This window comes from Robinsoniella sp. (assembly GCF_034124845.1).
This window is the reverse complement of the sequence record NZ_JAWYAJ010000359.1, coordinates 11,526-25,841: the sequence shown is the minus strand read 5'-3', so window position 1 is coordinate 25,841 and position 14,316 is coordinate 11,526. Positions and strand designations below refer to the sequence as shown.

The window sequence follows — 14,316 nt, the reverse complement described above, 5'->3', positions numbered from 1 at the left end:
GTAATTATTAAGAAATATGTCCATATCTCCTATTATATGGCATAATAACTACCTATTAAGAATCGGAGGAAAACTATGAAATGGTTTGGTAAATCTAAAACTGCTGATATGAAAGAAAATAATATTAAACAAATAGAAAATATTGAAAATGCAGCTACTCAAGTCAAAATCAATACTGCTAAAGAATTCGACCTAAATATAGAAAAGATATTAGAAAATTGGGAGATTTATCATGCAATAAGAGAAATTATTTCTAATGCTCTTGATGAGCAAATACTCACAAATACAAACGATATCAGTATTTTTAAAGATGAGTCTAATTGGTGGCATATTAGAGATTATGGTAGAGGATTAAATTATCATCATTTAACTCAACACGAAAATGAAGAAAAGCTTGAAAGCGATAAATTAATTGGTCGGTTTGGCGTTGGATTAAAGGATGCTCTTGCCACACTATATAGGCATAAAATTAAAGTTAAAATTGTATCAAAACATGGTACCATCACCTTGAAGACGGCATCTAAATCCGGATTTGACGATATCGTAACATTACATGCTGAAATAATACCAACAGATAATCTAAACATGTTGGGAACGGATTTTTGTTTGTGTGGATGTAATCAAGAAGATATAGCTAACGCAAAAGCTCTTTTCTTAAAATTTTCAAAATGCAATATATGTGAAAAAACCAAATATGGTGAAGTCATCGAAAAAAAAGAGGATTTTGCTAATATATATATCAATGGAGTAAAGGTGGCAGAGGAAACAAATTTTCTATTTTCTTATAATATTACTTCCCTCACTAGTCAACTTAAAAAAGCCTTAAATCGTGAAAGAACCAATGTAGGAAGAAGTGCATATACCGACAGGATAAAGAGTATTTTAAAAGAGTGTAAAGCAAATATCGTAATAGATGCACTTATAAATGATTTGCAGCAATTTGGAAGTGGTAAAAGACATGATGAGCTTTCATGGAATGATGTGGCTATGTACGCTTCCAGAGAGATGGGGCGGATAAATGCATCCACAACGTTTGTAACTGCAAGAGACTTAGAACTATCCCCCTCCTTAATAGACGAAATGAAAACAAAGGGATTTACCCCTGTTGTTGTTCCTGAAAATCTAATAGAAAAAATGGAGGATTACAACAATGGCGCTGATGATGGTGAAACATTAACTACATCATCACAATATTTAAAAAATGAACAAGAGAATTTTACACCAACCCAAATAAAAATTACCGATTTAACACCACAAGAAAAGATTATTTATGATAAGACTAAACAAATTTTTCAAATAATAGGTGGCAAGCCTCAGATTGTTAGGGAAATACAAATAGTAGATAAAATATATGAATCAGAACTATATATTTCAACCGTAGGTTTATGGATACCTGCAACACAAATCATCTTAATAAAGAGAACACAATTAGAAAGTATAGAATCATATGCTGGAACGCTTCTACACGAATGTGCCCATGCGAGAAGTGGTGCCGATGATGTTAGTCGCTCTTTTGAGCAAGAATTAACAGATATGATCGGCACATTGTCATCCAGACTTCTACATATATGAAATTATTTACCATAATTACTTTTACTCTTTTTAAAAAATAGAGCCAAAGTAGAGCCAAACGGCATAAAGCAACCCCGGGAATGCCCATTTCACAAGCATTCCCGGGGTTCTGTCCGCTATTCAAACTCAATCGTAGCCGGCGGTTTCCCCGTACAATCATAAAGCACCCTATTCACATGCTTCACCTCATTCACGATCCTGCTGGTCACCTTCCCCAGCACATCCCAAGGCAGTTCTGCCGACTCCGCTGTCATAAAATCTGATGTAGTAACCGCACGCAATGCCACAGCATAGTCATACGTTCTCTCATCTCCCATAACACCAACAGATCTCATATTCGTAAGTGCCGCAAAATACTGCCCGATCTGTTTATCAACACCAGCTTTTGCAATTTCCTCACGGTAAATAAAATCTGCTTCCTGTAAAATCTCAATTTTCTCGGCCGTTACTTCCCCAATAATGCGGATAGCAAGTCCAGGACCCGGAAATGGCTGTCTGAATACCAGATAATCCGGGATGCCAAGTTCTAATCCGGCCTTACGTACTTCATCTTTAAATAAAAGACGCAGTGGCTCTATAATCTCTTTAAAATCAACATAATCAGGGAGTCCTCCCACATTGTGGTGTGACTTGATCACTGCTGATTTACCTAAGCCGCTTTCGATTACGTCAGGGTAAATCGTTCCCTGTACCAGATAATCTACCTTACCGATTTTCTGTGCTTCTTCTTCAAATACACGGATAAACTCTTCACCAATGATTTTTCTCTTCTCTTCCGGTTCTTCTACACCTGCCAGTTTTTCATAGAATCTGTCTTGTACGTTTACACGGATGAAGTTCAGGTCATAATGGCCTTCCGGACCAAATACAGCTTCTACTTCATCTCCTTCGTCCTTACGTAGAAGACCATGGTCTACGAAAACGCAGGTCAGCTGTTTTCCAACTGCCTTTGCCAGCATTACAGCTGCAACAGAGGAATCCACACCGCCTGAAAGAGCGCAGAGCACTTTTCCATCGCCTACTTTTTCACGAATCTGCTGGATGGATGTCTCTACGAAGGAATCCATTTTCCAGTCGCCTGCGCAGCCGCAGACATTATATACGAAGTTAGACAGCATTTTTGTACCCTGCTGTGTGTGTACGACTTCCGGGTGGAACTGTACCGCATAGAGATTCTTATCTGGCATTTCCATTGCAGCTACCGGGCAAACCGGTGTGTGCGCTTTGATGTGGAACCCTTCCGGCGCATTTTCAATATAATCCGTGTGGCTCATCCAACAGATTGTCTTGCCGTCGATGCCATCAAATAATTTGGAATCTGTATCAACATCTACTTCTGTTTTTCCATATTCGCTTACAGGAGCTGTTGTTACTTTGCCGCCCAGTATATGAGCCATCAATTGTGATCCGTAGCAGATTCCCAGGATTGGAATACCCAGTTCAAATATTTCTTTTGTGCAGGTTGGTGAATCTTCCCCATAGACACTGTTTGGTCCGCCGGTGAAAATAATTCCTTTAGGATTCATCTCTTTTATGGTCTCAAGATCCATGTCATAAGGATGCACCTCACAATAAACATTGCATTCTCGTACACGTCTTGCTATTAACTGATTATATTGTCCGCCGAAATCCAGTACTATAACCATTTCTCTTTTCACGGTTTGTCCTCCTACGTTTTCATTCATTCCTTAGTCTTTATGATGCATTCTCTCCATTATAATGGAAGAAATACAGTTTTACAAGTAATTTACTTTATTTTTTTCATCCTATTTTTAAATAAAATACCAAATTTTTATATAAATAATTAATTTTATCCAATGCCTTTGCCTGTTGGAAAATTGTATTTAGCAGGCTGCACACTCAATTTGAAGATAGCTTTCCGTCAAATTCAGTATACATTTCCCATTGCTTGATCCGCCTTAATCAGCACAGCATTTCCCATTGCTTCATTCGTCTCAATCAGCACAGCATTTCTCAAAAACGCAGAAAAAATACATGACATACATTTTGCAAGACACCATTTTCAAAACTCTCGAATTTATATTTTCTGGTACTGCCACTTACCTCTGGCATAGCGAACCATGAAGCAGATTCCACGGAACAGCCAGTCAATGGTCATGGCAACCCAAACGCCAAATACTCCCCATCCCAGGAATTTTCCCAACACATAACTAAAGGCTATACGGAAAATCCACATGGACAATATGGATATGATCATAGTCAATCTCACATCATTTGAGGCCCGCAGCGTGTTGGGCAGTGAGAAGGACATTGGCCAGATTGTACAGCAGCAAATGGCATGGTAAGTTAAAATCTGTGTTGTCATCTGTGCCGTTACATCGGATAGATTATAGACTTTCATGATCAATGGCAGCAATAGGAAAATAATAACGTTCATGCCCCACATGGCGACATATACGATTTTCATCAGCTTTTTGGTATAATGTTTAGCCTGGTCATAATCCCCGGCTCCCACACATTGGGATACAACCGTCAGTATGGCAAATCCGATTGCCATTCCCGGTAAAATCTGGAACATTGCTATGGTATTAGAAACGGCATTTGCTGCGATAGATGCAGTTCCAAAGCCTGCAACCAAACTGAGTACCAATATTTTTCCCAACTGGAACATACTGTTTTCCAGTCCGTTTGGTACTCCGATATGTAAAATTTTACGAACCATATGTCTGTCAAACTTCAGAGTAAATGGTCTTGGAAGATGGATTTCCTGATTGGTTCTTGCAAGCAGAAGAATCATGATGACCGCTGCTACGATTCTGGAAATCAGTGTTGGTATTGCCGCTCCTGCAACTCCCATCTTCAAACCGAAGATTAAAGTAGCATTTCCGGTTATATTTATGGCATTCATAAGCAGCGATGTTTTCATGGAAACTTTGGAATTGCCCATTGCGCGAAACAACGCCGCACCGCTGTTATACAGGGCAATAAACGGAATGGAAGCCGTTACAATTACAAGATATGTCTCAGCATGTCCCATTACATCTGCTTCGATTTGCCCGAATACTCCATGCAGGATCAATCCCTGACCCAAATAGACCACAGCGGTAATAATAATGGAAAGTACGGTAGTAAACAGCACCAGCTGTTCTGCGGCTTTACAGGAGCGCTCTGCACGCTTCTGGCCTATGTACTGCCCCGCAACCACTGCACCGCCGGTCGCCAGGGCCGCAAAAATATTGATCAGCAGGACCATCACGGTATCTACCAGAGACACGCCCGATACTGCTGACTCTCCTACACTGGCGATCATTACTGAATCCGCCATTCCTACGGTTACCGACAACAGCTGTTCAATAATCAAGGGTACAATTAATTGCTTCAGCTGTTTATTCGTGAACATCATTGTTCTCTCCCCCACTTCTTCTCTTCCTGTACTTTTACACTCATCTATTTCCTTATTGTTAACTTATCATCCTAAAATCATTAACCTCTTATTCATCTTGCAATTTTACAGCATAACCATCTTCTGTCATCAAATATAGTCTTTAATCTGCCCCCATTCTTTCAGCAGACGTTCCATGTTAAATGCCGCATTTGCCGGGCTGCTGCTTGGAAGACGAATAATTTCACGCTTTGTCTCAGAAAAAGAATACTTTTGATAAAGCTCATAGGCTTTGCCGCCATTGGCATAAATTTTCCCAATATCAGCCTGTCCCAGAATCAATGGAAGATCTGCCGGTATGACATTTTTAATGGAACTGTCACTAGAACCGATAATGTCACAGCTTGCAATTACATCCCAGATAGCAATGTGGTTTTTTAATAGAAGAGACTTCTTTTCCTCTATTGTCACTGGAACTTCGTCCTCAGTCAGCGCAGCTATGATTTTCCAGAAACGATTCTGTTTGTGTCCATAGTAAAATTGATTTTCTCTGGATTTTACGGAAGGAAATGTTCCGAGTATCAGTATTTTAGAATCTTTGTCAAATACCGGATCAAAGGTATGGGACAAATGGGTATACTGTTGATTATCTTTTAATTTCATATCTTTCTCCTGTCTGATCGAAAGCCCGGCTTATGATGCCTGGCTTTTACAAGAAACTATAATATTATATCCCCAATATCTATGGAATACAATAGAGATATTATATGAAATTTGCAGCTTTTTGGCGTTTATCTGATCTTATTTGCCGGATCTTAGAAAAAAACGGGGAACATCCTTTTTCGTGTCCCCGCTTTTCATAACTCCCTTTGTGAATCCCTGACTATTGGTTTGTCTGATGAAGATATTTTTCCCGTGTAGCAAGCCCACCTCTTATATGACGCTCGGAATTGTTGACATCCAATACCTTTCTGGCACATTTCGCCAGAGTTGGATTAATCTGAAGCAGTCTTTCGGTGACATCCTTATGTACCGTACTTTTGCTTATCCCAAATTTCTTCGCTGTTTGTCTTACTGTGGCATTTTGTTCTATGATATAATTCGCAATGTCAATTGCCCTTTCCTCAATATAACCTTTCAAGGAAATCCCCCTGCAATCACTGTGTTTTTAACATTGTATGCAGGGGGGTGTGGGATTAGAATATAGGATATCGGGAATTCTATTTCAGCGTTCCTCTTCCGGCTCCCATCAGCAATTTCTCCTCATTTCCTAATTTCACAGTACAAAAATCATTGTACCGCCCGCCTCCATCATAGTGCTTTACTTCTACCAACTGAACCGTCTTTCCATCTAAAATCAGGCGTTCCTCTTTTATTTCTTGAGAAAACCAGCGTTTCTGCACCTGTCTTTGCAGAAAAAAACCTTCTTCATCTAAGATTACTTCAAACCTCTCCCGTGGAAGCTTTTCTGGCGCTTTCTGTTCCGTTGTATATCCTCCGTCCCGCACCAGAGCACAGAGATAAATCTTACCTTCAGAGTAATATAAATAGCTGCTTTCTGACACCAAGCATCCAAAATAAAAACCATCCAGACTATCTAAATCCCCGTCTATTATTCTATTTACATCCGTTTTTCTCTTTTCTTCTTCTTCCTCATTGCCTTTTTGTAAAAAATCATTATACAGCCCGACATATGCGGACCATTCCTTAGCGATTTTCTCTGAAATCGAATCCGGCGCCAGTTTGATTGCTTTTTTTGCACATTCCTGAGCTTCCAGAACGTCTTCTGAAAGCATCACACCCATCATATATTCATTTAAATCATTTGTAACATATAAAACATATTCCCAAAGAATCTCATAGTCCGTCGAATATTTTTTAATTAGCTTTTTAAATCTTTTATCACTTTCCTCATATTCACCAATTGATTGCAATTGCTTAATCTTTTGCAGTTCCCGTTGCTTTTCAGAAATCTCTGGAGGTTCACCCAGCATAAATGCCGTTCCGCAATAATCGCAGACGGCTATTTTTGTAGCTAGATCAATCTTTAATTTTCCATTACAATTCTGACATACAAGTTCCTCCATTCTAAAACCTCCCTATGCACATTTTATATGAAACCTTATCGGCTTAACGTTTAGTTCGTCCTGTCAATCCAACTGCCTGTCTTTTCTCTCCAATCCCTTATGGCAAACATCACTTACTTTCATTATAACTTTCTTTTATCCCATAAGCAATATCATCCCTTCACATATTAGAACATGTTATAAATTTCAAAGCGCATACTCTTATCATAGATGAAATGTCATTGTTTCATCCATTCGCACCATGATCTCTTGCCTTTCCTAACCAATCCTGGCAATCTGCTGCCTGATATGCTAAAATAAAGTAACATGAAATTATACGCATAAACCGTATCGGTAACTATATTATATATGAACAAAAACGAGTTTTAAACCCGCTCATAAGGAGGCGAAAAATGCAACAACAATTAAATGAAAAGATTCGTGTAGAAATCAATGGTATGAGGCAAGGCATGTTTTTACAAAGTGAGAATACCAGCAATCCGGTATTATTATTTCTCCACGGCGGTCCAGGTTCACCGGAGATCGCATTCACGCAGAAACATCCAACAGGACTGGAAAAGATATTTACGGTATGCTGGTGGGAGCAGAGGGGCAGCGGTATTTCTTACCAACGCAATATTCCAAAAGAAATGATGACAATAGACCAGATGATTTCTGATACCATAGCGGTAGTGCAATATCTGCGGCGGCGTTTCGGGAAAGATAAAATATACATAATGGGGCATTCCTGGGGAACCGTGCTGGGGACGCTTACGGCACAGCGGGCACCTGAACTTTTTCACGCCTATATCGGCATCGGACAGGTTGCCCGGCAGGAGGAATCAGAACGACTGGCATATACTTACATGCTAAATAAGTTCCGAACCGCTGGAAATCAAAAAATGGTCCGTAAATTTAAAAAGTATCCTATTGATCAGGGAGGCGAGATTGGTATCAAATACCTCTCTGTACGAAGTGACGGGATGCAGAAGCTTGGCATTGGTACCATGCACCGCAGTAAATCCATGTTGGATTGCGTTAAAATTGTGCTTGGTTTTAAAGGTTACACATGGCAGGAAAAATTGAAGTTTCCAATGGGCAACAGTTTTTCTCTGAACTGTCTCTGGGATTTTGTACTCCAAAGTGATTTGATTAAACAGGTTCCCCGGCTGGAAATTCCGGCATACGTCCTGCATGGTAAATTTGATTATCAGGTATCTTATGTAATTGCGAAACAATTTGTTCAGGCCATTGAAGCTCCCCTAAAAGGCTTCTATACCTTTGATCGTTCCGCTCACAGCCCTTGTTTTGAGGAGCCCAAAAAAATGTGCCATATTTTACGCAAAGATGTGCTGAATGGGAAAGCCGATTTGGCTGACAAACAGAAACAGGAGTAAATGTTCCTATGAAAAACGCCGCAAACTTTAAAAAAGTTGCAGCGTTTTTTTGATCATAAAATTATGTATATAAGGGAGACTGCCGAAGCAATGACTGCCGCTTCAGTTATCCGTTTATTTTTCCGTATTTTCTGCTAATCCCCACTTCCTTCACTTTTCCTGCACCGATATTCCAAAGGTGACATATAACAAAAACGTTTAAAAACAGTTGCAAAATACTGGCTGGAAGAGAATCCATATTCATATGCGATCTCCGTCACAGTTCTATCGCTGTACAGAAGTTCATTTTTCGCTGATTCTATTTTTCGGCGCAAGATATATTCTCTGGGCGGTATCCCGGCTGCTTTCACAAAATTAAAATGGAAGCGGGAAACAGACAATACCATTTGTTGTGCCAGCTCCTCTATTTTAATATCATCTTTTATGTGATCTTCTATATAACGCAAAACTTCTTCCATCTGTTTTTCTTCTTTTTGTTTCTCTTTTAGATTCTTTTTTTGATTCTCTTTTTTACCTATATTATCTTCTATTTCATCCTTTATTTCACTTTCCATGTTATCTGCTGTTTTATCCTTTATTTCACTTTCCTTGTTATCTGCTGTTTTATCCTGTAAATTATCCCATATATCTTCATCCCCATATTTTGCCGTGCAGGCGGTCAAGGATATCATCAGGGAAGACAACGCATTTCGAATTCTGGTATGATAAAACTCATCCGGATTTAGCATGATTTCCATAATCTCTTTGCACATCCCGGTCAATTGGTCATTCCCCTGATAAATCCTTCCCGTTTCTGTTTGAAAATGTTCCATGAAATTCTGTGCTTCTGATTTGTCACATAGAAACCCTGAATCTATTGCGCTTTTTAAATCCACTATTAAATAATATAATGATGATTTATCTTCGGGATTCCCTCCGGTACTATGCCATTCTCCAGGCCTGGCAATAAAAATATCACCGCTGTTAACCTTATAGGATCTTTCCTCCACACTGTAAATCTGACATCCCTTTATCAGAAACACAAACTCTGTCATGTCCATATGGGTGTGCACTTTCAGCGGCCTGTGGGCTTTTGTATAATTTACTTTTCCCAAACGGAACAGCATACGTTCTCCCAGGTAATACTCCACAATCTTTTTATCCTCTTTCACCGCACTTTTCCTCCGTAAAAATCCGTCTGGATATCTTTGTTTCATTTTCAACTGCAATATAAACTCAAAAGCCAAACCGGCAATTATGATCTACAATAATCTTAACAAAAATCAACAAGAAAGGAAACACATTATGACACCAAAAGAAAATATGTTGAAAGCTATCCGGTTTGAATCACCAGACTACATCCCCATGACCTTTAAGATCAATGACTCCTGCTGGCACTCCTATCCTCAGGATTTCCTGTTTGAACAAATGGAGCGTCATCCGCTGTTATTTCCCGATTTCAAGCGTCCGTCTATGCCTTATACCCCCAAATACGCCGCAGTGGCACAAAAAGATGCCCCATTTAAAGACGATTGGGGTTGTATCTGGCACACGAGCATGGATGGAATTACAGGTACGGTAACGGAACATGCGCTGACATCCTGGGATTCATTTGAAAACTATCAAAGTCCAGATCCGGCTTACTGTATGGGTATCGGGCCTATTGACTGGACTGCTGAAGAGCGGCGCATCCAGGATCTGCAAAATCAGGGGAAGCTTGCTAAAGCCGGACTCAGGCACGGGCATACTTTCCTCCAGCTATGTGATATCAGGGGATACGAAAACCTCATTTTCGATATGGCTGATGATGAGCCAAACCTTACAGGGCTTATAGATAAAATTGAATCTTTTAACCTGTATATCATTCATAAATATCTGGATATGAATGTGGATATCATTACCTATCCGGAAGATTTGGGAATGCAGACAGGTCCAATGCTGTCGCCCTCTCATTTCCGTAAATTCATTAGTCCAAGCTATAAACGCCTGATGAAACCCACTTTAGAAAAAGGCACCATCGTTCATATGCATTCTGACGGTGATATCCGTATGCTGCTGGACGAGCTCTTAGTGAGCGGTGTAGGTATCATAAACCTCCAGGATCTTGTAAATGGAATCGACTGGATTGCAGATCGTCTGGCTGGACGGGTCTGCCTGGAACTTGACATTGACCGGCAAACCATTACTTCCCAGGGATCCCCAGACCAGATCCATCGTCTGATTCAGGAAGAAGTTCAGAAGCTCGCCTCTCCTAAGGGAGGGCTAATGATGATTTATGGCCTTTATCCTGGGATTCCATTAGAAAATGTCGTGGCTGTTATGGACGCTATGGAGCAATATGCTGTGTATTATTAGTAGATAGGATGATTTATGTACTTATTAATTGTAAGACTGATATAAAACCATAAATTGGGGTTTGGCTGAGGAAGGCAACGCTTTGTAAGAGCTAGGTCGTGTACGGAAAGATGGGGGTGGGAAACTGGTATGGACTTCGGAAGCTGGTCGCAGAACTGGTATTTTCTAACCTTTCCGAAGGGCTTTTTGGCGGCACGCAGGCATTCGCTCCGTAATCCTGATGGATTTCGCAGCTCATTGCCTGCTTCGTATCCGATGGGAGCCATCGAATACGATCCGCCAAAAAACACTCCGGAAAAGTAAGTAAATACTCAGCTCTGCTCTACGCTTCCTTCGCCCATACCAGTTTCCCACCCCCATCTTTCCGAGATTTAATTTATTGGTACAAAGCTGATTTTCTCAGCCTGTTGGAACCCGGGGTTGTGGCAGCTGTTCTTTATTGGCATTTGTATAATTGTATCATTTGTTCTTTATTGGAGTTAGCATGATAAGTATCAGTGGTTCTTCATTGGTGTTAGCATGATCAGTATCCGCGGTTCTTCATTGGAGTTACATGATCAGTATCCGCGGTTCTTCATTGGCGTTGCATGATCAGTATCCGCGGTTCTTCATTGGCGTTAGCATAATAAGTATCCGCGGTTCTTCATTGGCGTTAGCATAATAAGTATCCGTGGTTCTTCATTGGCGTTAGCATAATAAGTATCCGTGGTTCTTCATTGGTTTTAGCATGATCAGTATCCATGGTTCTTCATTGGTTTTAGTATAGTGTTTTGGCAGTCCTGTATGAAATATGGGAAACAAGATTTAATGATACTCGCTTTCCGGATCACAGGCCTAGCGTCTATAGAAAATATATCCATAAATATAATATAGGTTAAATTCTAAAACTTTTTCAATTAAGAGTAGCAGAAGTTGTGTAGCTGCATTCTAAGTTATTCAGCTTTGTGAGATTCATGCGCTTCATTCGTTCTATCCCAACAACGTCCAGCATACCCCCCCAGGGTTCCACACATTCTGAGAAAACCAGCTTTGTATCAATAAACTGCATCTCGGAAAGAGAAGGGGGCGGACCTGGACTGGTGTTTGGAAGGCGTGTAAGTGTTTTTTGGCGGATCGTATTCGATGGCTCCCATCGGATACGAAGCGGGCAATGAGCTGCGAAATCCATCAGGATTACGGAGCGAATGCCCGCGTGCCGCCAAAAAGCGCTTCAGTAAGGTTAGAAAATGCCAGTTCTGCGTTAAGCCATCCAAACACCAATCCAGGTCCGCCCCCTTCTCTTTCCGCACACTGTCTTCCAATACAAAGCGCAGCCTTCCTCAGCAAAACCCAATTTTTATTTCCCCATACACAGTTCAACTAATCTAAAGAAAATACTTCTCCTGGTTTCTAAATATCTCCGCCATAACCTCAATATTTTCCGCTGGCACATCTCCCGGTACCGCATGAGTGGGTGCCAGAATATACCCACCTTTTCCTTTCATAATGCCTGCCGTTCTGACAATGACCTCCTTTACCTCCTGGGGCGCAGCAAATGGCAATAAGGTCTGGGTACTGATCCCACCCCAAAAAGTGAGTCTGCTTCCGATTTTTTCCTTTACATCTGCCATATTATAGATTTCCGGCTGAAAGGTCTGATAGACATCCAGACCAATCTCTATGAGATCTTCAAAGACAGCTTCGATATCCCCACAGGAATGCTGTATTACATATTTATCAGCACTTTTGATCTGGTGGTACATTTTTTTCATTTGAGGCCGTATGAATTCCCGCCATTTCTCAGGTCCCATGATCATTCCTTTCTGCTGACCCCAGTCATCTCCCAGACAAATGCCGTCAATATCATATGCCAACGCAATCTGTATTAACCGACAGTTATAATCACAGATCTTTCCCAGCAGTTCATGTACAAAGTCCGGTTCTTCTATCATGAACACCAGTAAATTCTCCATTCCGCACAGCGTCCATGCACGCTCGAACATAGAAAAGCTGATAGATGCTGCTTTAAATGTATTTCTTCCATTTTCTGAAAGCTGCCTTAACTTTTCACGTACCTGCTCCTCCTTGATTTCCGGGAAAGAATAGGATTTTAAATCCTCCGGTCTGCAAAGGATACAGGAGTCAATCACTCCGATATCCTTATCCACTCCGTTTCGGTTCCAGCATACACCAAAATCATCCATAAAATATCCTGGCTTGTCTGTGACCTCTGTATATCCGCTGTCAATTCCTGCCATATCAATATCATTGTCCAGCGTATCCTGATAATTACTAATTCCAGTGAATTGATGCATCTTTTCCAGCTCTTCCGATCCCAGCTCAATATAATGGGGTATTCTGTCTGTTTCCAAATGTTTGATGCAGTTTATTACCCGCTCTCTGCCTGTCATAATCTTCCCTTTCTGAGTCTGTTCTCATTATGTAGTTTGTCCGCAGTACACATCTTGACTCAATGCATGTCTTGACTCTCTTCACATCTTGACTCAATGCATGTCTTGATTCTCTTCGCCTCTTGACTCAATGCATGTCTTGATCCTCTTCGCCTCTTGCCCGCAGCACGTGTCTTCCCTCAATGCATATCTTGACCCTCTACACATCTTGCCTCTCCAACTACACCTTAACAACCGTCCCCATCACCCTGGCTTCCTCCGCTGCAAACGCAATCCTGTGCCCCTGGAGTGCTGACAGGGCTCTGGTACCTCCCGCTCCATCCTTATTTTCTCTGATCAACTGCAGAAATTCTTTCATTATCCCATAGTCTCCGCCGCCATGCCCTTCCTTTATAGCATCAATCAGAATCGTCTCTTTTTTTCCTTTCTTAAAATCGATTAATTCAATGTGGTCGTCTTCCAGCCTGCCGCTTATTTCCCCTTTGCTTCCCATGAGCTTTATGACTCTGCTGCAATCCCAGGAAAAAGCACTCATGGTAAAGGATGCCGTAACATGATTGGTAAATTCCAGATTCACAACCTGATGGTCTACCACGTCGTTATCACAGTCATAGACACATCTGCCATAAGGTCCTGTCCGAAGTGCATCCAGGATGGCTTCCTCGCTGGTATCCGGGCTGACTACTTTTTTAATAACATCTGCCTGCCAGTTATCTTTCCAGTCTATATATATCCCCGGGGCATAATAAGCACACTCATCTGCTGCCGGACATCCATCTGTACATCGTTTTGCAGCTGACGCAGGTGCCTTTTCTTTTTTAAAGTGCCCCAGAGATCCAAAGGAAGAAACTCTGCTGCAGTCAGCATCCGCCAGCCACAAAAGGATGTCCATATCATGACAGCATTTTGCGAGAATCATAGGGCTGGAACTTTGGCTGTTTCTCCAGTTTCCCCGTACAAAACTGTGTGCCTGATGCCAGTATCCCACATTTTCAATCAACTGAATATTCTGCAATTCACCAATTTTATTTTCATCCAGCAGTTTTTTTATCATCTTAAAAAATGGGGTATAGCGAAGTACGTGGCATACTAAGAATACATTCGGATATTCTGCCACCACTTTTTCCATTGCAGCACATTCATCCGGCTGGTTGGAAACAGGCTTTTCCAGTAAAATATGATATCCTTTCTCCAATGCCTTTATTGTTGGAGAA

The 14,316-nt window shown here is 40.9% G+C and carries 11 protein-coding genes; 3 read left to right on the top strand and 8 right to left on the bottom strand.

Annotated features, from left to right (window positions below):
* Window positions 1–75 precede the first annotated feature (75 nt).
* A complete protein-coding gene (locus ACH2DQ_RS18140; protein WP_395027758.1) occupies window positions 76–1,572 on the top strand; it encodes an ATP-binding protein in 1,497 nt (498 codons plus the stop codon).
* A gap of 116 nt (window positions 1,573–1,688) precedes the next feature.
* On the opposite strand, the gene guaA is transcribed toward ACH2DQ_RS18140, so the two are convergent.
* The 5 genes from guaA to ACH2DQ_RS18115 form a co-directional block, all read right to left on the bottom strand.
* On the bottom strand, window positions 1,689–3,230 hold the full coding sequence (guaA, locus tag ACH2DQ_RS18135) for a glutamine-hydrolyzing GMP synthase (RefSeq protein WP_394914913.1): 1,542 nt from the start codon (window positions 3,228–3,230) through the stop codon (window positions 1,689–1,691).
* 380 nt (window positions 3,231–3,610) lie between these two features.
* A complete protein-coding gene (locus tag ACH2DQ_RS18130; RefSeq protein ID WP_394914912.1) occupies window positions 3,611–4,936 on the bottom strand; it encodes an MATE family efflux transporter in 1,326 nt (441 codons plus the stop codon).
* A 129-nt stretch (window positions 4,937–5,065) separates the two neighbouring features.
* The gene (locus ACH2DQ_RS18125) at window positions 5,066–5,578 is read right to left on the bottom strand and encodes a DNA-deoxyinosine glycosylase (RefSeq protein ID WP_394914911.1); all 513 of its coding nucleotides are present in this window, start codon (window positions 5,576–5,578) and stop codon (window positions 5,066–5,068) included.
* A gap of 220 nt (window positions 5,579–5,798) precedes the next feature.
* The gene (spoIIID, locus tag ACH2DQ_RS18120) at window positions 5,799–6,056 is read right to left on the bottom strand and encodes a sporulation transcriptional regulator SpoIIID (protein WP_395027755.1); all 258 of its coding nucleotides are present in this window, start codon (window positions 6,054–6,056) and stop codon (window positions 5,799–5,801) included.
* A 79-nt stretch (window positions 6,057–6,135) separates the two neighbouring features.
* Complete coding sequence (locus ACH2DQ_RS18115) at window positions 6,136–7,002, bottom strand: hypothetical protein (protein WP_394914910.1); 867 nt, start codon at window positions 7,000–7,002, stop codon at window positions 6,136–6,138.
* Window positions 7,003–7,394: 392 nt separating this feature from the next.
* Here ACH2DQ_RS18115 and ACH2DQ_RS18110 point away from each other — a divergent pair, with 392 nt between their 5' ends.
* A complete protein-coding gene (locus ACH2DQ_RS18110) occupies window positions 7,395–8,378 on the top strand; it encodes an alpha/beta fold hydrolase (RefSeq protein WP_394914909.1) in 984 nt (327 codons plus the stop codon).
* A 134-nt stretch (window positions 8,379–8,512) separates the two neighbouring features.
* Here the strand turns inward: ACH2DQ_RS18110 and ACH2DQ_RS18105 are convergent, their stop codons facing one another.
* Window positions 8,513–9,529 carry a helix-turn-helix domain-containing protein gene (locus tag ACH2DQ_RS18105; RefSeq protein WP_394914908.1) on the bottom strand — a complete coding sequence of 339 codons (1,017 nt, stop codon included), beginning with the start codon at window positions 9,527–9,529 and terminating at the stop codon, window positions 8,513–8,515.
* 133 nt (window positions 9,530–9,662) lie between these two features.
* Between ACH2DQ_RS18105 and ACH2DQ_RS18100 the strand changes: the two genes are divergently transcribed.
* Window positions 9,663–10,712, top strand: a complete 1,050-nt coding sequence (locus tag ACH2DQ_RS18100) for a uroporphyrinogen decarboxylase family protein (protein WP_394914907.1) — start codon at window positions 9,663–9,665, stop codon at window positions 10,710–10,712.
* A 1,364-nt stretch (window positions 10,713–12,076) separates the two neighbouring features.
* On the opposite strand, the gene ACH2DQ_RS18095 is transcribed toward ACH2DQ_RS18100, so the two are convergent.
* Together ACH2DQ_RS18095 and ACH2DQ_RS18090 are read right to left on the bottom strand one after the other, a co-directional pair.
* Window positions 12,077–13,102, bottom strand: coding sequence for a uroporphyrinogen decarboxylase family protein (locus ACH2DQ_RS18095; RefSeq protein ID WP_394914906.1), 1,026 nt, complete (start codon window positions 13,100–13,102; stop codon window positions 12,077–12,079).
* Window positions 13,103–13,322: 220 nt separating this feature from the next.
* Window positions 13,323–14,316: Gfo/Idh/MocA family protein (locus tag ACH2DQ_RS18090; RefSeq protein WP_395027751.1), on the bottom strand; the 994-nt coding region annotated here is incomplete at its 5' end.

Excerpts from the sequence above, each read along its gene's own strand:
- ACH2DQ_RS18125 (WP_394914911.1), bottom strand. The coding sequence starts at position 5,578 with ATGAAATTAAAAGATAATCAACAGTATACCCATTTGTCCCATACCTTT.
- ACH2DQ_RS18095 (WP_394914906.1), bottom strand. The coding sequence starts at position 13,102 with ATGACAGGCAGAGAGCGGGTAATAAACTGCATCAAACATTTGGAAACA.
- ACH2DQ_RS18110 (WP_394914909.1), top strand. The coding sequence starts at position 7,395 with ATGCAACAACAATTAAATGAAAAGATTCGTGTAGAAATCAATGGTATG.
- ACH2DQ_RS18115 (WP_394914910.1), bottom strand. The coding sequence starts at position 7,002 with ATGGAGGAACTTGTATGTCAGAATTGTAATGGAAAATTAAAGATTGAT.
- ACH2DQ_RS18140 (WP_395027758.1), top strand. The coding sequence starts at position 76 with ATGAAATGGTTTGGTAAATCTAAAACTGCTGATATGAAAGAAAATAAT.
- ACH2DQ_RS18100 (WP_394914907.1), top strand. The coding sequence starts at position 9,663 with ATGACACCAAAAGAAAATATGTTGAAAGCTATCCGGTTTGAATCACCA.
- ACH2DQ_RS18130 (WP_394914912.1), bottom strand. The coding sequence starts at position 4,936 with ATGATGTTCACGAATAAACAGCTGAAGCAATTAATTGTACCCTTGATT.